Below are 25,634 nucleotides of genomic sequence, written 5' to 3' on the forward strand. Positions count from 1 at the left end.
GTTAATAACGAATATCGATACCCTATCGAAAATCGATGTGGTGTCAACGGCGCATCAGAGCAGACTCATCGAGCGGACTTCCCGTCGAATCTCCGTGTCCAGATCGGACGGACCGGCAGGCAGGATGCTCACCGTCGAACCATGGCGGACGACGTACCGCCCGTCGCCGTCGATGTCGATCCAGTGAAAACCGGAGGTCGACGCATCCGGGCGCCCGTCGACCGATGCGCCGGGGCAGATCAGGATCTCTCCGGCGCTCGACTGCGGTCCGCTGAGAAGGCGGTCCGCACGTTCGCGGCTCGACGTCCCCGCCGCGGCCCGAATCATGGTGCCGCCCGACGTCTGCGACTGAGCGACGTCGATGCGCGGAGTGGTGCCCGCGGCGCGTGACGGCAGAGCCCGCACGACGCGGTCGATCGCGCGATGCCCGTCGACGAGAGTGACCGCGATGTCGCCACCGGTCGCGTCGTCCACGCCGGGTTCCTGAACGAGAACGACACCGACGTCGTGCCGAACCGCTGCATGCGCGCGTACCTTGACCACCTGCCCGTCACGGCGGCGCCGGTGTCCCACGACCTCGATGCGATACGACGGTTCTGCGATGGCGCGCAACGATATTCGAAGGTCGTCGTCGACGGCCGAGCGTGCGAGAACATCGGCTTCGCGTCGCTGTCGGGCGTACTGATCCGCCGACACCGCATCCGGTCGGAACTGCAGTGGAAAGGGAAGTCGGTCTCGGCCCACGATGTGCATCAGGCTGCGGAACTCGAGACCGCGGAACCTCCACTGACGCTCGATCATTCGCCGAGTACCGGCGGTGCGACCAGAGGGAGGGTTCCGATCAGCTCGTCCCCGTTGACCGCGTCGACGAGATATCCGGGGGTCTTGTGGATGTCATCGCCGTCCGCGCCACCCCGCCCGGCGCCCGGCGCCATCGCGCCCATGCCCGGTGCTCCCGCGCGGCCGGGAGCTGCAGCGGATCCCGCGATGCCGCCGGCACCACCGGACCCGCCAGCAGAACCACCCGAGCCGCCCAGTCCCGAGCCACCCAGCCCTGAACCGCCCAGCCCTGAACCGCCCAGCCCTGAACCGCCCAGGGGCGAGCCGCCCCGCGGCGCACCCGCGATGACTCCACCCGACCCGCCGCCTGGACGACCGCCGATCCCGGAGCCGCCCGATCCCATACCGCCCGATCCCATACCGCCCGACGCCCTGCCGCCCAAGCCGCCCGAACCGCTCCGACTGTCGACCGGACCTGCGAGGACCGACCCGCCGCCGGGAGCGTTGGATGTACCAGTTGTGTTGCCGGACAACGGCGACGGCGACGAACCGGCTCCCGCCTCCCCTGGCGCCCAGGCAGCTGCCTGCGTCGCAGTCTCCTGCGCGGACGACGGTGGAAGCGCCGAACCGGGAACAGACGACCCTGCGCCTGCGGCGTACGCCTGCCCATTCGATAGCCCGCCCGCTGCTCCGGACGTACTATTCGAAGCGGGCCAGCTGCCGTACGGAACAGAAGGACCAGCGCTGCCGACGGCGGTACCACCCCCGTTCAGCGGATCGAGTGCCTGCGGGAGAACCGGGATCCGGTCGCTCGCATCTCGAATTGCAGGCTGGTACAGCGTCTTCATGATCGTGCGTGCTTGCTCTTCGGCCTCGTCGCGCTCGAACTGCGAGTTCTTCATCGAACCAGGAACCACGAAGTTGCTGACCGATGCAAAGACGTCGAGAATGCGGTCGGACTTCGAAATCGGTTGAGGCGGAGGCACACTGCTCTTGGTCTCGGCAAGACCGCCGTGTGCACTGGACACGGTGCTCGAGAAGGTGTGCGAGGCGATCATCAACGAGACAGCCGACGCGGCGTACTGCTGCACCCCGTTGCCCGCCGCCTCCGCAGCAGCCCCTTGCCAGTCCTGGCCGATCACGCCGCCGATGCGCGTCGCGAAGTCACCTGCGTCCCTCGACGCGTTGGCGCCGAGGGTGCGCCAGTTGTTCGCCATGGTCACCAAGGTGTCCGGGGCGAACTCGGACACCTTGCCGTAGATGTCGGCGTGCGTCATCGCGTCGAACACGTCCTCCGATGCGGCGCCGAGCCCGTCGTACTGGACCGCATATCCCGCCTGTTTCGATATGCCGTCGACGATGCCTTCGAGGCTCACAGCGAGCCCCAGTGGCAGGGGAAACCCGTCTCGGACAAGGGCGGGTAGAGCGGTCTCCAACTGCTTCATCGTCTCGGGCAGGTCCGCGAGTACGATCGCCGGTTCAGGGCTCACGACGCACACCTCTGCTGTGTGCTCTACCTTCTACCAGCGCGCTCATTCGTATCCCCCCAGCTACGACCAGACCCTGACTACTTGGACGCACCTCCGACGCCGACGGTTCCATCCAGCTGTGCGTTGGCGTGTAGCCACGCCAGGATCTGCTCACCGGCCCGGCCACCGGACGCGTCGGTCACCGACACACGTTCGTGCTGGAACCCGAGTGATTCGAGCTCGCCGTGACGTGGACGGATGGCTCGGTCGGCGGCGATCAGCATCTCGGCGTCGAGGGCGCCGTCGCCCGCGGCAAGCGTGACGGACGAAGCGTCGAGGAGGCCGTCGTCGATGCAGCGGGACAGCACCTCGGCGACAGCGCGGCTCTTGCAGACGACGTCGGGCATCGTGTAGATCTTGCGCCCCTGTTGCGAGACGTTCCATCCACGCTCGGCGCACCACGTCGACCAGTCGCCGAGAAAGTCCTTCGGCATCGTCGACGTATCGACGACGAGGTAGCAGAAGAGATCATCCGCGGTACGACGCTTCAGCACCCAGTCGCCGACGGCACGAAGCTGCAGCTCGTGCCGGATCCCGTCGAGGTCGATCTCCGAAAAGCTCTGTCGCCATTCATGATCCGGGACCCCGTCGACCAGTATGTTGCCGCCGTTGCTCGTGATGGCGTACCGCCACGGAGCGCCGGGCAGTGCGATACGTCGAAACTGTTCGATCGTCCGGGTCGTCGTCGGAACCACCACGGCACTCGAAGCCAACGTCTCGAGCGAATCGATGGCGACGTTCGTCATGTACGACAGTGGTGCGCCATCGTAGATCTCGACGCATCGGACCGAATCGTCGACGGGAAAGCCCAGTGCTGCAGCGGAATAGATCATGGTTCGGTCCAGGTCCACCGAGATCAACGCGCTCATGTGACGTCCTTGATCAGTCCCATGCACGAATACGCGAGATCGGGAACTTCGACGACGGGTACTCCGCGGGCCGCGGCAAGCATGCGAATGTGCTCGTGCTCGGGGGCTCCGATGTCGCGCACGAGAATTCGCCACGGAATCCGACGCAGCAGCACACGCGTCGTTTCACCGACGCCCGGTTTGACGAAGTTGACGTGCGAGATGCCGAACTCCTCGCGCACCTTCTCCACCGACGCCCAGCCGGTCCACGTCGGGGTACGGTCGGATGCAGTGACCGCCGCGACCGCCGCGGTGACGTCGTCGCGCACGGCGTCGAATTGCGCGGACACGGTGTCGAGCAGGTGATTCGACACGTCGTCTGGTGCGAGATCCGCATAGTACTTCGCACCGTGGAACTCGCCGTCACGGATCAGGTCCCGGTTGAGAACGGTACGTGAAACGAGGCCGGACACAGTCGAATTGAGGCACGCCGACGCGATCAGGAAGTCGTCGCGGGTTCCGTAGGTGCGCGCGCAGTGGCCAGGGTCGGCGAGGACGGCGAGGTCGCCGTTGAACCGGTGCCCGTCGAAGGCGTCGAGCGCGGCGGTCAGCTCGCGTGCGATGGCACCCTTGCCCGTCCAGCCGTCGACGAAGACGACCTTCTCCGAATCGTGGTGTTCGGCAAGGTAACGCAATGCGACCGCATCGATACCGCGGTCACGGACGATCGATACTGCGTAGTGCGGCAGCTCGAGACCGTGCATCCGGTGGGCCCAGCGGCGCATGAGGATGCCGACCGGCGTGCCCGCCCGTGCGAGCGATGCGAGGACGACGTCGTTGCCCCGCTCGGCGAGTACCAGTTCGGTGACCGTGCCGACTGCTGTGGCCAGTCGAGATGCACTGTCCTGCAGTACTTTCTCGAACAGTTCGCGGTATGCGAGATCGGGCTGATACTCGATCGGCAGAGATTCTGCATAGTGCGCGGTGCCGGCCTGAATGTTCTTCTCACGCTCGGCGATGCCCGCCTCGAGTTCGACATCCGACAGGTCCTTCAGCAGCCACGTAACCTCGCTCGGTGCGTACGAACCGAAGGCGGGTCCTGTCAACGGCACCGCACGCCGGGATGCGGTGAGCGCCAGCGGATCCGCTCCGGCGATGACGACGACCATCACATCGGATCCCGACGCGGCCAGCGTCTTCGCCGCGCCTCCGTCGCCGAACAGTCGGTCCGTGTCGGCCGGATCGTCGACGACCAATACCAGAACGGCGTTCTCCGGTCCCGACGCGTTGTAGACGTAACGGGCTTCCGGCTCGCCGTGCTCGGGTGCGATGAACTGGAATCCGCGCCGCAGTGGGTAGTCCGGCCGGTCGAGAACGTACGCCGGTGAGCGCGTGGTGGTCTGGAACAATGCGGGGTGTCCGCCGGCGCGCAAGATCGACGCCAACCGAAGCGGCAGGTACATCAATTCTTCGTGTCCGAGAACGACGATCGGCGCACCGTCGGGCAGCGCGGCGTTCACACGCGCCGCGACATCGGTGACAGCGTCTTCGAACGCCGGGGTATCGAAGGACAGGAACCCGTGGCGTCCGCCGTCGGGTACGGCTGCGGGCCACTCCACGTCGACGCGGGTGACGGTGCCCGCCTCGGCGGCGACGGGATTGAACGCGGGTTCGGGAAGCGCGACGACGTCGTCGACCAGGTTGTCGCTGAGCTGGACACTTCCCTGTGCCAAGCTCACGCTGTCGATGACTACTCCGAGTTCCGCAGCGACCGAGTCGGATTCGGCGTAGTGCTCGGAACTGCGCATGTCGACGAGCGACGCGACGACGTAGTGCTGGCGCGGGGTCACCGCGTGTACCGAGCGAATGGCTTCGAGTGCCGTCTTGCCGGTCGAGATCTCGTCGTCGACGAGCACCAGCGGCAGCGGAACGTCCATCACGGACGAGGACGTGGGGAGAAGTCGATGGTCGGTTGCGTGCGAGTGCCCTTCCTGGAACTCGCCGTACACCTCGATGCCCGGTACGTCGCGACGCGTGGAGTGCAGGTAGCAGTAGGCGTCGAGCCGAGCTGCGACGCCATGGCCGAGACCTGTTGCGGTCTCGGCGAATCCGAGTACGACGACGTCGGAGCCACCGACGGCGTCGAGGACGAGTGTGCCCAGACGATCGGCGGCGGCCGTCACGACCTCCGGATCCACCGGAATGTGCTTACCGAGAACCTCGGAGACGAGAAGGTGTGCACGCCTGGGGTTCCGGCGCAGTCCGGGCTGAACGAGTTGTTCGACCGTCCAGTCCGACGACGATCCCGTTCCGGTGACGACGACACCCGACGCCGGGTTGGGCGTCGTCATCGGCCCGCCAATGCCGTGAGTAGATCCACGAACGTGATCCCTTCGTTGGTGACGCCGAACGCGTCGGCGCGCAGCATCGTCTGCAGGGCCCAATTGCGATGTGGGCCGAGCTCGTTCATCTTGTTCTTGTATCCCGACGGCCGGACACCGCCCGAGTTGGATGCCAGGATGTCCAGCGCGTCGTGGTACTCCTCGTGCGTGACAGCCGACAGCGCGTGGACTGCGGGCACGTGCGACGGATGGATGACGGTCTTGCCCTGTATCCCGTTGGCGCGATCGAGCGCCACCTCGCGCAGTAGTCCGTCGAGGTCGCTGCTGACGAGTTGCTGACGGAACCGCACTGCTTCGTGCTCGGCGAACGGTGTCTGCCGGAGCATGGGGCGGAACATGCGCTCGTGATCGGCGAAGTACTCCCACACCGGACCGGTGATGACGAAACCCGTACTGCCCGAACGGCCCAAGTGATTGACGATCGCGCTGATCGCATCGGCGACGACGCGGACATCGTAGATCGTCAGGTCGCGGTCGCGTCGGATGCCGAAGGTGCCGCACATGTCGGTCGCGCCGATCCGAACGGCGAGGATCCGGTCGCGATGTTCGACGAGGAGCTCTCGGACGGCGATCAGTTCCGCATCACGCGTCTCTCGGAACAGCACTTCGCCGGACTCCAGGACGGGCATCGCGAAGAGCCGCTTGTCGTGGGCCCGAGATGCCGTGGCGATCTCGTCGAGAAACTCGGCACCTCGCGCGGCCGTGAACTTGGGGATCACGAAGCCGGCGAGCGCGTGTGCGCCGTGCGCGACCTCGTCGCTGATGCGTCGAATCTGATCGGGCGTGCGGGCGCGGACGAAGACGAGCGATCCGAGCTCGTCGCCGTGCCGAAGCTCGTCGAGTGTGGTCACGGTGTTCGCGATTGCTTCCTCGAGATTGTCGTCGGCGACGGCGTCCTCGAGGTCGATCACGAGCGAGCGCACACCTTCGGCGCTGCGTTTGACGAGCGTGGCCCGCAGGTCGGCTCGCGTGGCAGGCATGTACAACGTGGCACCGAGAGCGGTTGCGACACTGGATATGTCGCCCGCGGGATCGATGTCTTCCGGCGGCCGGAAGAACAGCTTGGCATGCACTGCCGCGTCGAGATGTCGAAAGTGTTGCACCGGAGTCCTTACGAGTTGATGAGCGAGCCAGGTGTCAGCGGGCCGAGGCCCGCATGCGGTCGATGACTCCGGCGATGAAGCCGGAAATGCTGTCCAGGTCCTGCAGGTACGACCAGTAGTCCGGGTGTGTACCGGTCAATGCTGTGCTCGCACGCTCGATTCGAGCCAGCTGAGCATCCAATACCGATCCCCACTCGGCAACCAGGCCACGGTTCACTGCCAATTGTTGGGCGTCTCGTAACTTGAAACGCACCGCTTGTTCTTTCTCCCGTGGGTTGGACTTCACCGCCCGCAGCAGATCGACGCGGTCGGTCACCGCGTCGACGAGCTCTTCCGCGTCGCTCAGATGCGCCCGTGCCTGGGTGATGTACTCCAGCGCCTGTTCGGGGTTGCCGGAGTCCGCTGCGGCGCGTGCTGCCGACATGTCCTCGGCGGCCTGCTCGATGTGTCGATCGCTGGCTTTCTCGTTTCCCGACAGGTCGGCCGAGCTGGCTACGTTGAACTCACGAAGCAGTGTCGAGAAGGCAGGCGCGAGCCGTGCGGATCGGGTGCGCACGGCTTCGATCCTCGTGCGCACCGAGGACAGTGCCGAGCGGGCCTCTCGCTCGCGCGCCGGGGCGGCCTCGATCGCGGCCTCCAATGCTGTTGCCGCGTCGCGCACGTCGTTCGCGGCGGCCCGCGCGCCGAGCGGGTTGTTCGACGCGGTTGCCGCGTCGAGAGCGCCGACTGCCGCATCGACCGCCGACCACGCCGTCCTGACGGACGGATAACCGATGAATTTCTCGTCGGCGTCGGCGACGGCCAGCTGGGCCTTCTGCGCAACAGCTTTCGCATCCTGAGCCAGTCGCGGCGTTGCAGCGAGCATCGCGCGAGCCTGTTCGAGGTCGGTGCGGTGTGCCTCGTAGAACGAGTCGACGGCTCGGCTCGCCTCACCGAGCGCGCGGGTCGCGTTGTCGAAGGCAGCCTGAGCAGCAGGTGTGACGACCCCGTCGAACTGCTCCATCGCTGCGAGATAGGCCGCTCCGGCGGCGAAGCACTTCTTCTCGGAGTCGGACCATGCGGCCGAGATGTCGCGGTCGGGCGTCAGCGAAGTGATCGCGTCGACACCGGTCGACGCGATCGACTGACGCTTGTCCATGTCGAGAAACGCGGCGACGGCCTGGTCCTGCGATGCGCGCGCGGCGGATTCGGCTCCCCCACCACGGCGAAAGGCCCCAGGCCAGCGACTTGTCACGAGCCCGATAGTACTGACGGGAACTTCCCGATGTGGTGCGCGCGTTGGCTGAGTACAACCGGATGAACTCACACGAATCGGACAGACCACCACTACGGTGAAAGCCGTAGCGGAATCCACATCGAAAGGACTTCTCCATGGGCGTCAGCCTCAGCAAGGGCGGCAATGTCTCTCTCACCAAGGCGGCACCGAACCTGACTGCGGTCACGGTCGGGCTCGGCTGGGACATTCGTACGACGACCGGAACGGACTTCGACCTCGACGCCAGCGCCATCGCGCTGAGCACGGAGAAGAAGGCGCTCAGCGACCAGCACTTCGTGTTCTTCAACAACCTCAAGTCCCCCGACGGCTCGATCGAGCACACCGGCGACAACACCACCGGTGAGGGCGAGGGCGACGACGAGGCCATCAAGGTCGATCTGGCTGCGGTTCCGCCGAACGTCGACTCGATCACGTTCCCCGTCTCCATCTACGACGCGGATGCTCGCTCGCAGTCGTTCGGTCAGGTGCGCAACGCGTTCATTCGCGTCGTCAACCAGGCGGACAACACCGAGCTCGCGCGCTACGACCTCAGTGAGGACGCGTCCACCGAGACCGCGATGGTCTTCGGTGAGCTGTACCGCAACGGTGCGGAGTGGAAGTTCCGCGCAGTCGGTCAGGGCTACGCCTCCGGCCTCGCCGGCATCGCCCGCGACTTCGGAGTAAACGTCTAGTAAAGGCGTTCTCAAGATTGGGGATACCCCCGTTCCATCGTTCATGATGGGCGGGGGTTTTCCCGTTTCATCACGTTTTCGCCGGTAAGAGAGAAAGGCCACCGATAGTGGTTCTGCGAATATTCGGTTGGTCCATCGGAGTCACCATCGTCTCGATGGCTGTGGCTTTCCTCTACGGCGGATGGCAGGCACTGTTCCTGGTCGCAATCCTCGGTGTGCTCGAGGTGTCGCTGTCGTTCGACAACGCCGTCATCAACGCCACCGTCCTGCGCCGCATGAGCGAGTTCTGGCAGAAGATCTTCTTGACCATCGGCATCGTCATCGCCGTGTTCGGCATGCGATTGCTGTTCCCGCTCGTCATCGTCTGGGCTGCGTCGGGCAAGGGCCCGGTCGCCGCACTGGATCTGGCTCTCAACCCGCCTGCCGACGACGCCGCCTATTTCCCGGACGGGTCGCCCAGCTACGAGACGCTGCTGACGGATGCCCACCCGCAGATCGCGGCGTTCGGCGGCATGTTCCTGCTGATGCTGTTCCTGAACTTCATCTTCGAGGACCGCGACATCACATGGTTGAGCTGGCTCGAGAAGCCGCTCGCACGCATCGGACGCCTGGACCAGCTTTCCGTCGTCGTCGCAGGTCTGCTGCTCGTGCTGAGCGCCGAGTTCCTCGCCGCAGACGACAAGATTTCCACCGTGATGGTGTCCGGCGTGCTCGGCATGATCACCTACATCGCCGTCAACGGTCTCGGTGAGTTGTTCCACGTCGACGAAGAAGGCGAAGAGCCGACCGGCGGACCGTCGAACCTGGCCAAGGCCACCGGCAAAGCCGGCTTCTTCCTGTTCCTCTACCTCGAGGTGCTCGACGCGTCGTTCTCGTTCGACGGCGTCATCGGCGCGTTCGCGATCACCGCGGACCCGATCATCATCGCCCTCGGCCTCGGCTTCATCGGCGCGATGTTCGTTCGCTCGATCACCGTCTACCTCGTCCGCAAGGGCACGCTGTCGGACTACGTGTACCTCGAGCACGGCGCACACTGGGCCATCGGCGCCCTGGCAGTCATCCTGCTCGTCTCGATCGGCGTGCACATCAACGAGATCATCACCGGCCTCGTCGGCGTGTTCTTCATCGGAGCGGCGTTCATCAGTTCGATCATGCGGAACCGCAAGCTCGAATCGAAGGGTGTGGACACGCACACCCACGTCTGACGCACGCCCCCTCCGGGAGCGAATGTGGCGATTCGGACACTCGAGGTGACCGAGGGTGACATTCGCTCGGCGAGGGCGTCACCAATCATCGAGTTTCGTCAGGCCGTCCTGTAGCGCACGCGCGAACAGGGCGGCCTTCGTCGGTGCAGGTCGTCCGACCGACGAATACTTCTGCCGGATGCGCGTCAGATGCGTGTTGATGGTGCCGACGGAGATGTGTACCGATTTCGCGGCCTGAGTTTTCGAATCCGACGCGAACCACGCGATCATGACTTCGACTTCGCGGGCGCTGAGCGGCGGCTTGCGGTACAGGTGACCCTGCGGCGAGTCGTCGTCTCGAGGTGAATTCGGCGGACGTGGTGGGATCACTGGTTCGTCTCTCCTCCTCCGATCGTGTGACGCGGAGTCCATCCCCGCGCCGTCGAGCGTCCGACCGCCTGGTCTGATTTTGCCCGTTTTATCGGGTGATGTGCCACTTCGACTGTTGGGTCCGTACAAGGTCAATACGCCCGATATCCCCCTGACCTGCTGCGAATCGACTCCTGCCCTATAGTTCCTCCATGAATACCGACCGTCCGGAACCTTCCGAGATCACCTCCCGAGCCGATCTCGCGGCAGGGTTGCGAGCGCTCAGAGAGAGTTCCGGGGTCACCTATCGGGAACTCGTCGAGCGGTCCGGAGGCCTTCACGGGACCGTCAGCGGATGGTTCTCCGGTCATCACGTGCCGGTGAAGGCAAGCGCGGACATGTTCGACCGCGTCCTCTCGGTTTGCGGAGTCGACAGCAAGGCGGAACGGCAGCAGTGGTGGGAAGCCGTCGGGCGGGTTCGGTCGTCACCGGGGCGCAAGCAATCCCGCAGAGGCCCGGCGCCGTACAAGGGTCTGGAATCGTTCGACGCGGCGGACCGCGACTGGTTCTTCGGCCGCGGTGAGGTGACCGATGCGCTCGTCGAGCGGGTGGATGCCCTGGCCGCGGCGGGCGGTGGCGTCGTCGTCGTGCTCGGGGCGTCGGGATCGGGCAAGTCCTCGGTTCTGCGCGCGGGTCTCGCCGGCAGGCGAGCCGAGGTGACGGTGCGTTCCGGACTCGCCGACGTGCACGGCTTCGCGGAGAGCGAGCAGTGCGATCCGGTTCTGGTCTTCGACCAGATCGAAGAACTGTGGACGCTTGCGTCGGACGACGAGCGGACAGCATTCCTCACGTCGATCGAGCGAGTGCTCGACGGTTCCGACGTGGTCGTCGTGTTCGGTCTGCGCGCGGACTTCTATCAGAATGCCGTCGCCGAGGACGTCCTGATGCGTGGCCTCGTCGACAACCCCGTCATAGTGGGTCGGCTCGGTCCGAAGCAGGTGTCCGACGTCATCGTCGAGCCGGCGCGTAAAGCGGGAATGACCGTCGACGACGCGCTGCTTCGGGCATTGATCAAGGATTTCGAACCGCGGGGATCGACGTTCGCCCACGATCAGGGTGCGCTTCCGATGCTGTCCCATGCACTGCTCTCGACGTGGCAGCTCGCCAAGGGAACCACGTTGACGGTCGACGACTATCACGCGACGGGTGGGCTCGCAGGTGCGGTGCAGCAGAGCGCGGAGACGGTCTTCGCGTCGCTGACGACGGCCCAGCACGACCAAGCCCGGCGGATCTTCGTACGGCTTGTCAACGTCGACGACGACGTCCTGACGCGCAGGCGTGTGGCTCGAGTCGAGCTGTTTCGTGGTGACGGCGTCGATGCCGATGTCGAGTCCGTGATCGAGGCGTTCACTGCAAGCAGGTTGCTGACGGTCGAGGAAGAATCGGTGTCGGTCACTCATGAAGTGCTGCTGACGGCATGGGACCGCCTGCGCTTGTGGATCGCCGACGACCGTCAATGGCTCGTGACGCACCGCCGACTCACCGATGCTGCGGTGTTGTGGGACGAGACGGGTCGTGAGAACAGTGCGGTCCTCCCGCGGACCCGACTCGAGGCAGTGCAGGAGTCGATGGCCGAGGGTGATCGGCACGAGGATCTCAATGCCGTCGAACGTGATTTCCTCGATGCCAGCCGTGACCGAGTACACCACTTCCGAGATCGGCGTCGCCGACGTCGACGAGTGATGGAAGGACTCACGGCCGCTCTGACCGTCGTCACGATCGTCGCGGTCACGTTCGCGGGCGTTGCGTTCTTCGCGCGAGCCGACGCAGACTCGAGGCGCGCCGACGCCGAAGCTGCACTCGCAGGGCAGGTTGCCGGAACCGCCGAGAGGTTGCGAGAACTCGACCCCGGCCTGTCCGTGCATCTCGCACTGGCCGCATACGACATGAATCCGACCACTGCAGCACGATCCGCACTGCTCGACGCGTCGGCGATCCATGCGCCGGTACGCCTGCCCGGTGTCTCGGGGGAAACCCGAGCCCGAATCGACTCGACCGGAAGCACACTGGCGACGGCAGGTTCCGACGGCGTCGTGCGGCTGTGGTCCATGTCCGGCTCTTCGGCCCAGGCGCGAGGAGGTATCGATCTGGCAGGGCCCGGGTCGACGGTTGCCCTCGCGTTCGCTCCGTCGGCGCCGGTCGTTGCCGTCGGAGGTGCCGCGGGTACGAGTCTGTGGGACGTCGGCGATCCCGATTCACCCGTCGAGCTGTCGACGGTCGGGAACGTCGAGACGTCGAAGACAGTGGCATTCGGCGCCGACGGCCGTACCCTCGCGCTGGTGTCGCCGGAGGGCGCTGTTTCGCTGTGGGATGTGGCGAGCACGAGTGCACCGCGGCTCGTCGCGGAACTCGACACTGCCGGTGCGGTGAATGCCGTTGCCTTCAGCCCGGACGGGTCGGTGTTCGCGACGGCGGGAGTCGGGAGATCGATGCGTGTCTGGAACACCGTCGATCTCGACGTGCCGGTCGTCGACATCTCGTCCGACGGTTCCACCAACGACTTTCTGTCCTTGACTTTCTCTCCGGACGGTCGTTCGCTCGCTGCGGGGACGACCGCTCGAAACGTGGCTCGGTGGGCCGTCGACCCGCGCGGTGGCCTGACGGAACTTCCCGCGCTGGACGGGTTCACGAGTTACGTCAACGACGTCGCGTTCAGCTCCGACGGCTCGGAACTGGCCGCGGTCAGTTCGGACAACTCCATCCGAACCTGGGACGCGAACACCGGCGATCTCCACGAGGTGCTCCCGGGCTCGAGCGTGGCTCTGTCGGTCGCGTACAGCCCCGACGACTCCGTGTTGATCACCACCGGGCAGGACGGGATCACTCGGCTGTGGCCTCTGCCCGGGCCGGTGATGAGCGGTCAGACGGACACGGTCTACATCAACCCGATCGACGGCGACGGCACGCGGCTGGTGGCGGGCGTCGGCGCCCGCGGCGACGGGCTGCGTTTGTGGGACGTCACAGATCCCGACCGGCCGGTCTCCGCGTCGCGCAACCTGACGGCCGCCACACCCGACGACCCGCTGACGGGTGCCGCCGCGATGTCGTGGGACGGGACTCTGGTCGCGGGCGGAACCGCGTCGGGAGCATTTCAGTTGTGGAACGTCGAGAGCACACTCGACCCGATCCCGATCGGCGGCGCCTACCCGGCCGTACGAACCCTCGTCGGTGCCCTGGCGTTCACGCGGTCCGGGGATCTGCTCGCGGTGTCACCGCAGAACTCGACCGACATCGCGCTGTGGGACGTGCGTGAGCCGGCTCGGCCGGTCCAGCTGGCGACGTTCGAGGTGGGGAACAATCCGCAGGTGATGGCATTCAGTCCCGACGGACAGGTGCTGGCGGTTCCGACGCTGGGTGACGTGGTGGAACTGTGGGACGTCACGTCGCCGGAAGCGCCGCGCTCGACGACGACCCTCGCAGGCTTCGAGGACGACGCGTCGACTGTCGCGTTCAGTCCCGACGGCCGGATGCTCGCGGCGGGCAGCGCCGACGGATCGGTGCGCCTGTGGAACGTCGACGATCTAGAGACGCCACAGCACATCGCTCGCATCGACGGCCCGCGCGACGCGGTGTACTCGCTGGCGTTCGACCCGAGTGGTACCCGCATCGTCGCAGGTGTCGGCGGCCGGTCGATGTGGATCTGGGATATCTCCGACCCGTGGAATCCGCACACGTACGCGACGCTCACCGCCTACGGAACCAGGGTCAACGACGCCGTCTTCACCGCACGCGGCGACGCGATCGTCGGTGGCGGACCGGCCCAGGACCTCCGCGTGTGGCGAACGGATCCGGATGAGGTTCGGTCCCGAATCTGCGAGGCAGGTGGGCTGTCGATCACGCCCGACGAATGGGAGCAATACCTGCCAGGAACGACCTACCGAGAGTTGTGCTGACGGCTCAGAGATCTGCGATGTCGACGAGGCCGTCCTGCAGTGCGCGGGCGACGAGGGACGCCTTCGTCGACGCGGGCCTGCCGACCGCCGCGTACTTCGCGCGGATGCGGGTCAGGTGTGTGTTGATGGTTCCGAGCGACAGGAACAGCGACTTCGCGACTGCGGTCTTCGAATCGCAGCGGATCCAGCCTGTCAGCACCTGAATCTCGCGGTCGGTCAGCACGGGCTTGGTGAGAAACGGGCCGGTGGGCGGGGTTGCAGGCGGCAGCTGCACGGGCGGTGGAACCAAGCTCATGGTGCGCCGCGTCGACAGATCGACGACTGGGCCGACCGTGCGAGTCGCACGGACAGCTGCGGCTTCGAAGCTAGTTGACATGAGTTCTCCCCGGGTTCCTTCGGTTGTGGCAGACCACAACCACTCTGACAAGATCTTCACAGGTAACGCTCAGGCTGTCTGCCCTGAAAAATAGGGGCATTGAAACGACAACCTCACCGGCGCGCCTCCGTCGAGCCCCTCGCGCCGGTGTCGGTCAGTTCTGTGGATGCACTTCCGGCATGGGCAACCAGCCGTCTTCGACAGCACGCTTGTACAGATCGGTCTTCGTGGGCGCCGGCCGTCCGGCCTCTGCGTACTTGTTGCGGATGCGGACCAGATAGTCGTTGACCGTCTGCTCGGACAAGCCGGCAAGCCGGGCGACGCGACCGGCCTTCTCTCCCGACGCATACAGCGCGAGAATCTCGCGCTGGCGAGGACTGAGTCCGACGTCGGGCAGCTGTGGATCGCCGTCGATGGCTGCCGCCCAATCGGTGGTGACGACCTGACCGCCGCCTGCTGCACGACGAATCGCCGACACGATCGCCGCTGCTGGTTCGGATTTTCGGACGACGCCGAGGACGCCTGCGCGAGCCGCGGAACGTACGAGGAAGGGGTTCTCTGCGCTGGTGTAGACGAGCACCTGCAAGCCGCAGGAGTGCAGCTTCTCGACGTTCGCGCGAGGCGACGAACCGTCACCGAGCCGCAGGTCGAGAACCACGAGGTCGAGCGTGCCGGTCTGGGCGAGAAGTTCGTCGACCGTCGTTGCGACTGCCACGAGATCCAGATCGGACTCGTCGGCGAGGATCGCGCGAAGACCCATCGCGACGGATTCGTGATCCTCGACGAGTCCGATCCTGCGTAGCGTCACCCCGATGTCCGACGCCACCGATTCCTCTGTGCCCTGAGTCATGTTCTGCCCCTGTTCCACCGATGGGCACGATCGATCCGCCCGATCGACTAGTCGGCGGATCCGATCGGTTCGTTACGGGCCGCCGAGAAAAGGGTCAGGACGTCGCCGACGCCCGAGTTGTCCGAATCTCGGGAGCCGGCGACGGAGGATCGGCCGTGAGGCCGTCGAATCTCAGACGGGCACGCGCGAACACGAAGAACAGGACGACGAGCAGAACAGCCCGGCCCCAGACCCCGACCTCGACGAAGAACTGCTCGGTCGAGAAGTCTTCGCCGGCAGCGAGCGCAGCGAAGTACTTGAAGACGCCGATTCCCATCGACAGGTCTGCGACGAGGTACGCGACGACGAGTCCCCACGGCACCCGCAGCAGCACGAAGAACGGAATCAGCCACAGCGTGTACTGGGGTGAGTGCACCTTGTGGAACAGAAGGAAGCCGCACAGCATGGACCCGCTGACCGCAACCCACGGGTAGACGGCGTCGACCCGGGCTCTGCGCAGCCCCAGGACCAGTGCGAGTGCAAATGCAGCGAACACCAGCAGCGGCGACAACACGTCGATGGTGTTCTGGAAATTCGCTTCGGCGCGCTCGTAGTCCTCGGCCGTCATCGAATCGGTGACGTAGAAGTGTCGTACACCCCAGTACCAGATCGAATTGGTCGTGATGTCCGCCTGCCGCAGGCTCTGGAAGGCGAACGACGCCCGCCACCCTTCGTAGCCACCCAGGGCGAACGGGAGGTTGATCGCGACGACCGTCGCAGCGGCAGCACCCAGAACGGCCAGACCGCCTCGGAAGTCCCATCGACCACGGCCGCCCTCGTACACGACGTACGCGGCGAGCGGCAGCACGAACGCCCCTGGGTAGAGCTTGAGGCAGAACCCGACCGCGAGTAGGACCGACGCCAGCACTGCTCGTGTCCGCAGCGGCAGGCGCGACGCCATCACGAACACCGCTCCGACAGCCGCCGCGACGACGGGCAACTCCCAGTTGTGGAACGCGTACATGACGAGAGGCGGACCTGCAGACCACAGGAATGCGGCCCGTCCGGCGAGGCGTCCGAGCATCCATGCCGTCAGTAGGCCGAACGGTGCCAGCAACAATGCCGAGTACAGCAGGAACTCCCCGTCGGTGTGCGACGGAATCGCACCGAGCCACATCAGAACACCACTGAGGACCGGGTATTCGACGGTTCCGCCCGTCAGGACTCCGTTCGAGGTGATCGCACCGTCGACGTACGGAAACACATGGTTGTTTATGTCGCGACCGAGCCACAGGAACTGGATGTCGGAGTAGCAGACCGAGCTGTCCTTGATCGCGTCGAACGCGGTACTGCGGCCGTTCTCGTCGAACGGTGCCAACGCGCAGCGCGCCTTGTTCAGATATCCGAGAATCAGCGTGAACGCACACAGCGTCACCACGGCGATCATCGTCGCCGGTGAGGTCCGCGCCCCTGATCGCATGAAGCAAGCCTATGTCGCCGATGGCCCCGGATCGGTACCGTCATCTGATTTCGCAGGTCAGGGGCTGCTCGTGTACCCTCCAAGGGTTGCTGACGCAACGACCCTCCTGCCACGGATAGTCCGTGGCCGTTTTCACTAGTCCACAGGAGGTGATGAGGTCTTATGCGTCATTACGAATTGATGGTCATCCTGGACCCCAGTCTGGACGAGCGCACTGTCGCTCCGTCGCTGGATACGTTCCTCAACGTCGTTCGCAAGGACGGCGGCAGCGTCGACAAGGTCGATGTCTGGGGCAAGCGTCGTCTGGCCTACGAGATCGCCAAGCATGCCGAGGGCATCTACGCCGTTGTGAACATCAACGCCGAGCCTGCCACTGTCAGCGAACTCGATCGTCAGCTCGGACTCAACGAGTCGGTGCTGCGCACGAAGGTCCTGCGACAGGGCAAGTGATTGTCGTTGCTCGCCTCTAGGCTGGCATCAACAAACGACTTTCTACTGAAAGAGGAACCATGGCAGGCGAGACCGTCATCACCGTCATCGGCAATTTGACGGCAGATCCAGAACTTCGCTTCACCCCGGCCGGTGCGGCCGTGGCCAACTTCACCGTTGCGTCCACTCCGCGCACGTTCGACCGTCAGTCCAACGAATGGAAAGACGGAGACGCACTCTTCATGCGCTGCAACATCTGGCGTGAAGCTGCGGAGAACGTGGCCGAGAGCTTGACCCGCGGCTCGCGAGTGATCGTGAGCGGCAGGCTCAGGCAGCGTTCGTACGAAACGCGTGAAGGCGAGAAGCGGACTGTCGTCGAACTCGAAGTCGACGAAATCGGGCCCTCCCTGCGCTACGCCACCGCCAAGGTCAACAAGGCCAATCGCGGCGGCGGCGGTGGAGGCGGAGGCAACTTCGGTGGTTCCTCAGGCGGATCGAGCGGTGGCCGCTCGAACTCGAACTCGGGATCCAATTCCGGTGGAGACGACCCGTGGGGCAGTGCCCCGCAGGCGTCGGGCTCCTTCGGCGGCGGATCTCGCGGCGGGGACGACGAGCCTCCGTTCTAGATCCTTCGCGATCGCCGAACAACCAGACGTAACGGAGAAAGACCCATGCCGAAACCGCCATTGCGCGACAAGGTGCTCAAGAAGAAGGCGTGTTCCTTCTGCAAGGAAAAGAACACGCAGATCGATTACAAGGACACGACGCTGCTGCGTAAGTACGTCAGCGACCGCGGCAAGATCCGCGCGCGTCGAGTCACCGGCAACTGCGTCCAGCATCAGCGTGACGTGGCCGTTGCCGTGAAGAACTCGCGTGAGGTAGCTCTGCTCCCTTACGCCGCGACGGCTCGATAAGAAAGGAGCGATCACTCATGAAGCTGATCCTCACCGCTGATGTGGACAACCTCGGTGCGCCCGGCGACACCGTGGAGGTCAAGGACGGCTACGGCCGTAACTTCCTGCTGCCCCGCGGACTGGCCATCCAGGCCACCCGTGGAGCTCAGAAGCAGGTCGAAGGCATCCGCCGCGCTCAGGAAGCTCGTGCCGTCCGCGGCCTCGAGCACGCCAACGAGCTGAAGCAGGCCATCGAAGGACTCGAGTCCGTGTCGCTGTCGGTCAAGACCGCAGGCGATTCCGGCAAGCTGTTCGGCTCCGTCACCGCGTCGGACGTCGCCTCTGCCCTCAAGGCAGCCGGTGGACCCGTCGTCGACAAGCGCAGCATCGATCTGCCGAAGGCTCACATCAAGGCAACGGGCAAGCACGACGTCGTCGTGAACCTGCACCCCGATGTGGCTGCCAAGTTCAAGCTGGAGGTTGTCGGAAGCTGATTTCGGCTTCTGGCCCACAACGGCTGAAGAAAGCCCCACGAAACATTGTTTCGTGGGGCTTTTTTCGTGCCATGTCACAAACTGTCAAGGGCTGCAATCGATTCCAATTGTGAAGCAGGTCTCATGAGCGGCACCTCGAGGTCTATTTGCGTACCCTTTAACGAGGGGCGACACATGCACAGAGACAACACGACAACGACACGCACATGACCGACAGACGTCTAGACGCCCGGAGGACCTGCCGTGACAGCGACAGTGGAAAAGGATTCGGCTGACGCCGAATCATCGAAGAAGGATCCCGAGCAGCAGTCTCGGATCGGGGGAATACTCAGATACGACGTACCCGCGTCGTTGGTCGTTTTCCTTGTGGCAGTACCGCTTTCGATCGGCATCGCCGTCGCGTCGGGAGCGCCCATCATGGCCGGACTCATCGCTGCGGTGGTCGGTGGCATTCTTGCCGGCGCGCTCGGTGGATCGGCCCTCCAGGTCAGTGGTCCTGCTGCCGGCCTCACGGTGGTGGTCGCCGAGCTCGTCAATCAATTCGGTTGGGCAGTAACGTGTCTCATCACCGTAGGCGCCGGCGCAGTGCAGATAGTGTTGGGGCTCAGTAGAATTGCTCGCCATGCGCTCGCTATTTCGCCGGTCGTCGTGCATGCGATGCTCGCGGGTATCGGCGTAACCATTGCGCTGCAACAGATTCACGTTCTGCTCGGCGGCGAATCCGAGAGTTCCGCCGTCGAGAACCTGCTCGCCATCCCTACATCGGTCGCAGCCGGACAGTGGCCGTCGATCCTCGTCGGCGGCGTCGTCGTCGCACTGATGCTCATCTGGCCGAGGCTTCCAGGGGGCGCGTCCAAGGTTCCCGCTGCACTCGTCGCCGTGGTGACGGCAACGGCCATCTCGGTGTTCATGGACCTCGATGTCGAGCGAATCGACCTGCCTGGCAACCTGATCGAGGCCCTGGCGCTTCCTGGGATTCCCGATGGCCAGTGGGCCGGAATCGCGACGGGCGTCATCACGATCGCATTGATCGCCAGTGTGGAGAGCCTGCTGTCGGCAGTCGCCATCGACAAGATGCACACCGGGCCGCGTACCAACTTCGACCGCGAACTGCTCGGGCAGGGCACGGCGAACATGGTGTCCGGTGTCGCGGGTGGCCTACCCATTACCGGCGTCATCGTACGCAGCGCAAGTAATGTCAAGGCAGGAGCCAAGACTCGCGCGTCGGCAATTCTCCACGGTGTCTGGATCCTGATCTTCTCGGTCCTGTTCATCTCGGTCGTCGAACTGGTGCCGTTCGCGGCGCTCGCCGGCCTCCTCGTGATGATCGGTGTACAGCTGATCAAATTGGCGGACATCAAGATTGCGCGCAAGACCGGTGACATCGCCGTCTACGCCGTCACCGTGATCGGTGTGGTGGCACTCAATCTTCTCGAAGGTGTTCTGATCGGGCTCGCGCTCGCGATCTTCCTGGTTCTGCGACGCGTCGTCTGGGCGCACGTGCATGCCGACGAGACGGTCGACGGAACGTGGCGCGTGCACATGCAGGGTTCGTTGAGCTTCCTGTCGCTGCCGCGCTTGACGCACGTGCTGTCCTCGGTGCCCAGTGGCACCAAGGTGCACATGGAGTTGGCCGTCGACTTCCTGGATCACGCTGTGCACGAACAGCTGCACGAGTGGATACGCCAGCACGAACTCGGCGGTGGAACGGTGTACATGGAGGAGAACGGGTCGGCATCGATGGCCGCTGCGGCGGAAGGTCCGCCGAAGCGTGGACTGGCGGCAGTGCGCGGGTCGCTGGCGCCGTGGTCTGCCTGGCAGCTCAAGGACGACGCGGCGTCCGACGACAATCCGCCTGCGTTGCGTCCGGTGCTGTCCGGTGTCGCCGAATATCACCGGACACACGCCGAAGCGATCAAGCCGCATCTGGCAGGGCTGGAGGAGTTCCAGGATCCGGACACGTTCTTCCTGTGCTGCGTGGACTCGAGGGTCATGCCGAACACGATCACCAGCAGCGGGCCAGGTGACCTGTTCACGGTCCGGAACATGGGCAACATGATTCCCGCGCAGGGCCAGGACACGTCCGTCGAGGCGGCGTTGGCGTACGGCGTCGACGTTCTCGGCACCAGCTCGGTGGTCGTCTGTGGACATTCCGGCTGCGGCGCCATGAAGGCCGTCATTGCGGGTCCGGAGAAGGCAGGGGACGAGCGGGTCAGCGAATGGCTGGAGCACGGTCTGGCAAGCCTGGAGGCCTACCGAAGCGGCCATCCGGTCGGCCGTGCTGCCGAGGAGCTCGGATTCGCCGAGGGCGACCAACTGGCCATGGTCAACGTCGCGATGCAGCTGCAGACCCTGACCCGGCACCGTGTGGTCGGACGCGCCTCCGCGGAGGGCAGACTGCGAGTCACCGGCCTGTTCTTCGACATCCCGTCGGCCAGGGTCCTCCAGATCGGCACGAGAGACATCACCGTTCTGGACGGTTCGACGGTCTAGAGCTCGATCGAAACCCGCGTCGTGGATCCGTCCGTGGCGCGGGTTTCGGCGTATCCAGGCGAATGGGCGCGCAGGTTGCAACGTGTGCGTGTGCTGAAAGGTGCGCAATTCGGTAAGGACGCGGGCCCTCGAAACTTGTGACGAAACGTCTGCAAAACCGGGGACCGACTGGTCTGTATCTACTCTCGGGTAGCAAATTCGGGGCCTATGCCCGATTTTGTGAGTGTTACCAGACACTGTGACCGAATTCACTCTTCCGTTCACTTGCCATTTACTCAACACGCCCGAGTTGTCAAACTTCGACGACACGCCGCACTGTAATCCATACACAAGGCAAAAAGTTTCTACACACCCTTTGAACTGCGGAAAAGGCACCAACGCGCAGAGTTATACCCAGGTTATCCCCAGATGGTCAACACAGTTGTTCGACGCTGTCCACAATTGATCCACAGATTCATCCACAGGCCGTGTTGTGACGGGAGACTAGACCACATAACGTGCCTCCAGCGTGTCTCCGCAGCCCGAGGCGTCTGATCGGAAGCGGCGAAAGGTCGGCGTCGGCAGGGGCTGTCGGACTGGCGATGTACAACTTGTTCCGGTAGGTCGCTTCAGGTAGCGGCTGACGGTGTGGCGATGGGAAGGACGGTCGAGTTCGCGTGGCAGTTGTGGACGATCGAGGGCAGCCGGACTACTCCTCCGAGCCGCCTCCCAGTGAAGCCCCCGGTGAGGATTTCGGTCGCCAGCCACCGCAGGACATGGCTGCTGAACAATCGGTCCTCGGCGGCATGCTGCTGAGCAAGGACGCCATCGCCGACGTCCTCGAGGTCCTTCGTCCGGGCGATTTCTACCGCCCGGCACACCAGAACGTGTACGACGCGATTCTGGACCTCTACAGCCGCGGTGAGCCTGCCGACCCGGTCACCGTGTCGGCGGAGCTCGACCGTCGCGGTGAGCTCAAGCGAATCGGCGGGCCGCCCTACCTGATCACTCTGACCCAGACCGTGCCCACGGCGGCCAATGCCGGCTACTACGCGGAGATCGTCGCGGAGAAGTCGATTCTGCGCAGGCTCGTGCAGGCAGGCACCCGCATCGTGCAGTTCGGCTACGCGGGCTCGGACGGCCAAGATGTCGCCGAGGTCGTCGACCGCGCGCAGGCCGAGGTCTACGAGGTCACCGAGCGTCGTACGTCCGAGGACTTCCTCCCCCTCGAGGAGCTGCTGCAGCCGACGATGGACGAGATCGACTCCATCGCCAGCCGTGGTGGCATCTCCCTCGGTGTGCCGACGGGATTCGCCGAACTCGACGAAATCACAAACGGTCTCCACGCGGGTCAGATGATCATCGTGGCGGCGCGACCTGGTGTGGGTAAGGCTCTCGCGCTCGACACGAAGCTCCCGACGCCCGACGGCTGGACCACGATGGGCGAGGTCATGGTCGGTGACCAGCTCATCGACGCGCACGGCAAGCCCACCCGTGTCGTGGCCGCGACGGATGTCATGACCGATCGGCCGTGCTACGAGGTCGAGTTCTCCGATGGGTCGGTCATCGTTGCCGACGCGCAGCACCAGTGGCTGACGGAGACTCGCGCTTCGCGAAAGTCCGCACAGGCCGCCAAGACTCAGTACAACGGCTATCGCTCTCAGCAGACCTTCGCGGAGGTGCGTACCACCGAGGAGATCGCACAGACGGTTCGCTGCAACACCAAGGATGCGCGCCTCAACCACTCGGTGGTGAACGCCGAGGCAATCCAGTTGCCCGAGCGCGATCTCTTGGTGCCTCCCTATACGCTGGGCGCGTGGCTCGGCGACGGCTCGTCGGCATGCGCTCAGATCACCAGCGCGGACCCGGAAATCCTGACACGTATCGAGGGTGAGGATGAGTCAGGCGGCGGGCTCGAAGCAGTGGCCGCGCGCCTGCACACTATTGAGGTGTTGGGCGACAAGCACATTCCGGTCGAGTACCTGAGGAGCTCAGAGGCCCAGCGTCGAGCACTTCTCGCAGGCTTGCTCGACACGGACGGAACGGTCACCCATGGTGGCTCGGCGCAGTTCAGCGTCACCAACAAGCGTTTCGTGGACGACGTTCGCGAGCTCCTCGTCAGCCTGGGCTACCGGGTACAGATGTCGACGAAGCGAGTCAAGGGACGTCGCGAGGAGTCGTCGACTGCCTACACGCTGACATTCGCGACCGATGACGTCGTGTTCGGATTGCATCGGAAGCAGTTGCTGCACAAGGAACGTCGTGCCGCTAGCACCACGGTCCGATCGGGCTCCAGGTTCATCGTCGACGTTCGCCCGATCGCATCGGTGCCCGTTCGGTGCGTCGAGGTCGACAACGCGGACCATCTGTACCTTGCTGGTGAATCGATGATCCCGACGCACAACTCGACATTGTCGATGGATTTCATGCGCTCGTGCTCGATCAAGCACGGGATGCCGAGTGTCATTTTCTCTCTGGAAATGAGCCGCACCGAGATCGTGATGCGACTGTTGTCCGCAGAGGCGAAGATCAAGCTCGGTGACATGCGTTCGGGCAAGATGACCGACGACGACTGGACGCGGCTTGCGCGTCGTATGAGCGAGATCAGTGAAGCGCCGCTGTTCGTCGACGACTCCCCCAACCTGACGATGATGGAGATCCGCGCGAAGGCGCGTCGGTTGAAGCAGCGCAACGGTCTGAAACTCGTTGTGGTGGACTACCTTCAGCTGATGTCGTCGGGCAAGAAGGTCGAGTCACGCCAGCAGGAGGTCTCGGACTTCTCGCGTCAGCTGAAGCTGCTCGCCAAGGAACTCGAAGTTCCGGTGGTCGCGGTGTGTCAGCTCAACCGTGGCCCCGAGCAGCGCACCGACAAGAAGCCGATGGTGTCCGACCTTCGTGAGTCGGGATCGCTCGAGCAGGACGCCGACATGGTCATCCTGTTGCATCGTCCCGACGCGATCGAGCGCGACGACCCCCGTGGTGGCGAGGCGGACTTGATTCTCGGCAAGCACCGTAACGGACCGACCGCGACCATCACCGTCGCGCACCAGCTGCACCTGTCGAGGTTCGTCGACATGGCCAGGGGCTGAGCCTCGATCGATTCGGTCGCGGCGTAGAGCGTCTCGCGTCGTCGATCACGATTGTGACTGTGCCAGCGGCGGGTCCGGGATTCCCGGACCCGCCGTGGTTCGTATCAGGCGAAGGGGCAACCGACGTTGTAGTCCCAGTCGGTACCGCCGGGGCCCGTGACCTTCACCAGAACCGAGGTGTCGGTCCCCGGAGGCAGGTTGATGACGGTGCCGCCGGTGCCCTCGTTGATGTTGTCGCCGATCGATCCGGTGGTGAAGACGAGAGCGCCCTGGTAGAAGACGTCGATGACGTCCGGGATGTCATACGTCTCCCACGATATGCCGAACGACAGCGGACCACTCCGCCCCAAATCGTGGTTCGTCTGGGTGATGCCAGGCCCACCTGCGATGGTCGCGTTGTTGCAGAACTGCCGTGGAGCTGCCGATCCCGAACCCGGCAAGCTGTTGAAGATCGAGATGCCCTCGTCGAAGATCTGACGCGCGCCGCCGCGGATGTCGCCGTCGAGAATGCTGCTTCCCGCGTCGAGGAAGGCGCTACCACTGTTCACTGCGCCTTCGGCGCTGCCTGTCGTGATGTCGGCGCTGCCCGGAACGGGTTGAGCCGACGCCATTCCCGGTGCGAGTAGGGCTAGTGACGCCGCTGCGGCGACAGCGGTCAGTGCAAGATGAATTCTTCGTCCAACCAACATGTTTACTCCGACTGATGGGAGGGGCAGGGGTCGGAATCATGATGGCAGCGGTCATCCGCTTGGTATATCCGCTGATCGGCTGACCGTCGATGAATATACGTCGACGGTCAGTTCGGCTGATAGGCCCTGATGAACACGTCGACGCCGACCGTGACGGCCTTCTTGACAACGGCGTCGGATACATCGCGGGTTCCGAGTGACGTGAGGTCCGGCAATTCGACTGTAGCCAAGGCCATCAATTGTTTCGCGGCAAGCAGCGGATCGTCGATGCTCAGAACGCCGGTGTTGGCCAGCATGGCCAGGCGACCGGCGAGAGCTTCGATCACCGGATCGTGGCCGGCCTCGCGTACTGCGGTGAATACCGTTGGATCTCTTTTGATTTCAGCGTTCACCAGTCGGGACAAGGCGCTGGCGCAGTCACTCCGTTGACATGAGGTGAGCTCCACTGCCGTGCGGATGAGGCCTGCCCGCCAGTTCTTGGCGCGCACGTCGAACGACGTGACGGCGCTGATCGAGTCCGAGTTGAGGCTCCGCGCCGAGTCCGCCACCGATTCGCGGAAGAGTTCTTCCTTGCTCCCGAAGTAGCTGTAGATGGTCGGCTTCGACACCCCGGCGGCGGCCGCGATCGTGTCGATGCTGGCTCGCTCGTAGCCGACCTCGCCGAACACCGGCGCCGCGGCATCGAGAATGCTGCGGCGCTTGTCGACGCTGCGACGCCGCCCAGGGGTGCGTCGGACATCTTCGGGCGTGGTCATTCTTCGAATCCTA

At 64.6% G+C, this 25,634-nt stretch carries 21 protein-coding genes; 9 read left to right on the forward strand and 12 right to left on the reverse strand.

The genetic code is table 11. From position 1 onward, the window contains the following. Positions 1-54 precede the first annotated feature (54 nt). The 6 genes from CHB96_RS17695 to CHB96_RS17720 all read right to left on the reverse strand — a co-directional run bounded on the left by CHB96_RS17695 (position 55) and on the right by CHB96_RS17720 (position 7,800). Positions 55-801 (reverse strand): ESX secretion-associated protein EspG, encoded by a 747-nt coding sequence (locus tag CHB96_RS17695; protein WP_089248590.1) that lies wholly within the window; start codon positions 799-801, stop codon positions 55-57. Then, entirely contained in the window at positions 798-2,270 is a 1,473-nt protein-coding gene (locus tag CHB96_RS17700) for a PPE domain-containing protein (RefSeq protein WP_141136502.1), read from the reverse strand. The genes CHB96_RS17695 and CHB96_RS17700 overlap by 4 nt, the downstream gene beginning before the upstream one ends. Before the next feature lie 77 nt (positions 2,271-2,347). After that, on the reverse strand, positions 2,348-3,178 hold the full coding sequence (locus tag CHB96_RS17705; protein WP_089248594.1) for an HAD family hydrolase: 831 nt from the start codon (positions 3,176-3,178) through the stop codon (positions 2,348-2,350). Beyond that, positions 3,175-5,508: a phosphoribosyltransferase gene (locus tag CHB96_RS17710; RefSeq protein WP_089248596.1), complete on the reverse strand. Its 2,334-nt coding sequence runs from the start codon at positions 5,506-5,508 to the stop codon at positions 3,175-3,177. The genes CHB96_RS17705 and CHB96_RS17710 overlap by 4 nt, the downstream gene beginning before the upstream one ends. After that, complete coding sequence (locus CHB96_RS17715) at positions 5,505-6,662, reverse strand: HpcH/HpaI aldolase/citrate lyase family protein (RefSeq protein WP_089248598.1); 1,158 nt, start codon at positions 6,660-6,662, stop codon at positions 5,505-5,507. Before CHB96_RS17715 ends, CHB96_RS17710 begins: the two co-directional genes overlap by 4 nt. Positions 6,663-6,696: 34 nt before the next feature. Continuing rightward, positions 6,697-7,800 (reverse strand): hypothetical protein, encoded by a 1,104-nt coding sequence (locus CHB96_RS17720; protein ID WP_089248599.1) that lies wholly within the window; start codon positions 7,798-7,800, stop codon positions 6,697-6,699. Between the two features lie 233 nt (positions 7,801-8,033). On the opposite strand from CHB96_RS17720, the gene CHB96_RS17725 reads away from it, so the two are divergent. Both CHB96_RS17725 and CHB96_RS17730 read left to right on the forward strand, forming a co-directional pair. Then, positions 8,034-8,609 (forward strand): TerD family protein, encoded by a 576-nt coding sequence (locus tag CHB96_RS17725; protein ID WP_089248601.1) that lies wholly within the window; start codon positions 8,034-8,036, stop codon positions 8,607-8,609. 107 nt (positions 8,610-8,716) lie between these two features. After that, on the forward strand, positions 8,717-9,814 hold the full coding sequence (locus CHB96_RS17730; protein WP_089248603.1) for a DUF475 domain-containing protein: 1,098 nt from the start codon (positions 8,717-8,719) through the stop codon (positions 9,812-9,814). 78 nt (positions 9,815-9,892) lie between these two features. On the opposite strand, the gene CHB96_RS17735 is transcribed toward CHB96_RS17730, so the two are convergent. Next, positions 9,893-10,183 carry a helix-turn-helix transcriptional regulator gene (locus tag CHB96_RS17735; RefSeq protein ID WP_342746274.1) on the reverse strand — a complete coding sequence of 97 codons (291 nt, stop codon included), beginning with the start codon at positions 10,181-10,183 and terminating at the stop codon, positions 9,893-9,895. Positions 10,184-10,374: 191 nt separating this feature from the next. Between CHB96_RS17735 and CHB96_RS17740 the strand changes: the two genes are divergently transcribed. Further along, positions 10,375-14,115, forward strand: coding sequence for an nSTAND1 domain-containing NTPase (locus CHB96_RS17740; RefSeq protein WP_089248605.1), 3,741 nt, complete (start codon positions 10,375-10,377; stop codon positions 14,113-14,115). 4 nt (positions 14,116-14,119) lie between these two features. Here CHB96_RS17740 and CHB96_RS17745 read toward each other — a convergent pair whose 3' ends face one another. The 3 genes from CHB96_RS17745 to CHB96_RS17755 all read right to left on the reverse strand — a co-directional run bounded on the left by CHB96_RS17745 (position 14,120) and on the right by CHB96_RS17755 (position 16,800). Then, on the reverse strand, positions 14,120-14,491 hold the full coding sequence (locus CHB96_RS17745) for a response regulator transcription factor (protein ID WP_089248607.1): 372 nt from the start codon (positions 14,489-14,491) through the stop codon (positions 14,120-14,122). 154 nt (positions 14,492-14,645) lie between these two features. Beyond that, positions 14,646-15,341 (reverse strand): response regulator transcription factor, encoded by a 696-nt coding sequence (locus tag CHB96_RS17750; RefSeq protein WP_089248775.1) that lies wholly within the window; start codon positions 15,339-15,341, stop codon positions 14,646-14,648. A gap of 94 nt (positions 15,342-15,435) precedes the next feature. Next, positions 15,436-16,800 carry a glycosyltransferase family protein gene (locus CHB96_RS17755; protein ID WP_176444351.1) on the reverse strand — a complete coding sequence of 455 codons (1,365 nt, stop codon included), beginning with the start codon at positions 16,798-16,800 and terminating at the stop codon, positions 15,436-15,438. A gap of 162 nt (positions 16,801-16,962) precedes the next feature. On the opposite strand from CHB96_RS17755, the gene rpsF reads away from it, so the two are divergent. From rpsF to dnaB, 6 genes are all read left to right on the forward strand, one after another. Next, positions 16,963-17,250 (forward strand): 30S ribosomal protein S6, encoded by a 288-nt coding sequence (gene rpsF, locus CHB96_RS17760; protein WP_072805032.1) that lies wholly within the window; start codon positions 16,963-16,965, stop codon positions 17,248-17,250. A 59-nt stretch (positions 17,251-17,309) separates the two neighbouring features. Beyond that, positions 17,310-17,855 (forward strand): single-stranded DNA-binding protein, encoded by a 546-nt coding sequence (locus CHB96_RS17765; RefSeq protein WP_089248611.1) that lies wholly within the window; start codon positions 17,310-17,312, stop codon positions 17,853-17,855. Positions 17,856-17,900: 45 nt separating this feature from the next. Continuing rightward, the gene (gene rpsR / locus CHB96_RS17770) at positions 17,901-18,143 is read left to right on the forward strand and encodes a 30S ribosomal protein S18 (protein ID WP_019665161.1); all 243 of its coding nucleotides are present in this window, start codon (positions 17,901-17,903) and stop codon (positions 18,141-18,143) included. 17 nt (positions 18,144-18,160) lie between these two features. Continuing rightward, on the forward strand, positions 18,161-18,616 hold the full coding sequence (gene rplI, locus CHB96_RS17775) for a 50S ribosomal protein L9 (protein ID WP_089248613.1): 456 nt from the start codon (positions 18,161-18,163) through the stop codon (positions 18,614-18,616). A 243-nt stretch (positions 18,617-18,859) separates the two neighbouring features. Then, complete coding sequence (locus tag CHB96_RS17780; RefSeq protein WP_089248615.1) at positions 18,860-21,109, forward strand: SulP family inorganic anion transporter; 2,250 nt, start codon at positions 18,860-18,862, stop codon at positions 21,107-21,109. 656 nt (positions 21,110-21,765) lie between these two features. Next, on the forward strand, positions 21,766-24,177 hold the full coding sequence (gene dnaB / locus CHB96_RS17785) for a replicative DNA helicase (RefSeq protein WP_089248617.1): 2,412 nt from the start codon (positions 21,766-21,768) through the stop codon (positions 24,175-24,177). Positions 24,178-24,281: 104 nt separating this feature from the next. Here the strand turns inward: dnaB and CHB96_RS17790 are convergent, their stop codons facing one another. Further along, on the reverse strand, positions 24,282-24,866 hold the full coding sequence (locus CHB96_RS17790; protein WP_089248619.1) for a hypothetical protein: 585 nt from the start codon (positions 24,864-24,866) through the stop codon (positions 24,282-24,284). A gap of 107 nt (positions 24,867-24,973) precedes the next feature. Beyond that, positions 24,974-25,621 carry a TetR/AcrR family transcriptional regulator gene (locus CHB96_RS17795; protein WP_089248621.1) on the reverse strand — a complete coding sequence of 216 codons (648 nt, stop codon included), beginning with the start codon at positions 25,619-25,621 and terminating at the stop codon, positions 24,974-24,976. Between the last annotated feature and the right edge of the window lie 13 nt (positions 25,622-25,634).

Origin of the sequence: Rhodococcoides kyotonense, from assembly GCF_900188125.1 — a bacterium.
In the GTDB taxonomy this organism is placed as follows: domain Bacteria; phylum Actinomycetota; class Actinomycetes; order Mycobacteriales; family Mycobacteriaceae; genus Rhodococcoides; species Rhodococcoides kyotonense.

Coding starts and splice junctions, on each gene's coding strand:
- CHB96_RS17695 (WP_089248590.1), bottom strand. CDS start 801: ATGATCGAGCGTCAGTGGAGGTTCCGCGGTCTCGAGTTCCGCAGCCTG.
- CHB96_RS17705 (WP_089248594.1), bottom strand. CDS start 3,178: ATGAGCGCGTTGATCTCGGTGGACCTGGACCGAACCATGATCTATTCC.
- CHB96_RS17710 (WP_089248596.1), bottom strand. CDS start 5,508: ATGACGACGCCCAACCCGGCGTCGGGTGTCGTCGTCACCGGAACGGGA.
- CHB96_RS17720 (WP_089248599.1), bottom strand. CDS start 7,800: ATGGACAAGCGTCAGTCGATCGCGTCGACCGGTGTCGACGCGATCACT.
- CHB96_RS17725 (WP_089248601.1), top strand. CDS start 8,034: ATGGGCGTCAGCCTCAGCAAGGGCGGCAATGTCTCTCTCACCAAGGCG.
- CHB96_RS17740 (WP_089248605.1), top strand. CDS start 10,375: ATGAATACCGACCGTCCGGAACCTTCCGAGATCACCTCCCGAGCCGAT.
- CHB96_RS17745 (WP_089248607.1), bottom strand. CDS start 14,491: ATGTCAACTAGCTTCGAAGCCGCAGCTGTCCGTGCGACTCGCACGGTC.
- CHB96_RS17750 (WP_089248775.1), bottom strand. CDS start 15,341: ATGACTCAGGGCACAGAGGAATCGGTGGCGTCGGACATCGGGGTGACG.
- CHB96_RS17755 (WP_176444351.1), bottom strand. CDS start 16,800: ATGCGATCAGGGGCGCGGACCTCACCGGCGACGATGATCGCCGTGGTG.
- rpsF (WP_072805032.1), top strand. CDS start 16,963: ATGCGTCATTACGAATTGATGGTCATCCTGGACCCCAGTCTGGACGAG.
- CHB96_RS17765 (WP_089248611.1), top strand. CDS start 17,310: ATGGCAGGCGAGACCGTCATCACCGTCATCGGCAATTTGACGGCAGAT.
- rpsR (WP_019665161.1), top strand. CDS start 17,901: ATGCCGAAACCGCCATTGCGCGACAAGGTGCTCAAGAAGAAGGCGTGT.
- rplI (WP_089248613.1), top strand. CDS start 18,161: ATGAAGCTGATCCTCACCGCTGATGTGGACAACCTCGGTGCGCCCGGC.
- CHB96_RS17790 (WP_089248619.1), bottom strand. CDS start 24,866: ATGTTGGTTGGACGAAGAATTCATCTTGCACTGACCGCTGTCGCCGCA.
- CHB96_RS17795 (WP_089248621.1), bottom strand. CDS start 25,621: ATGACCACGCCCGAAGATGTCCGACGCACCCCTGGGCGGCGTCGCAGC.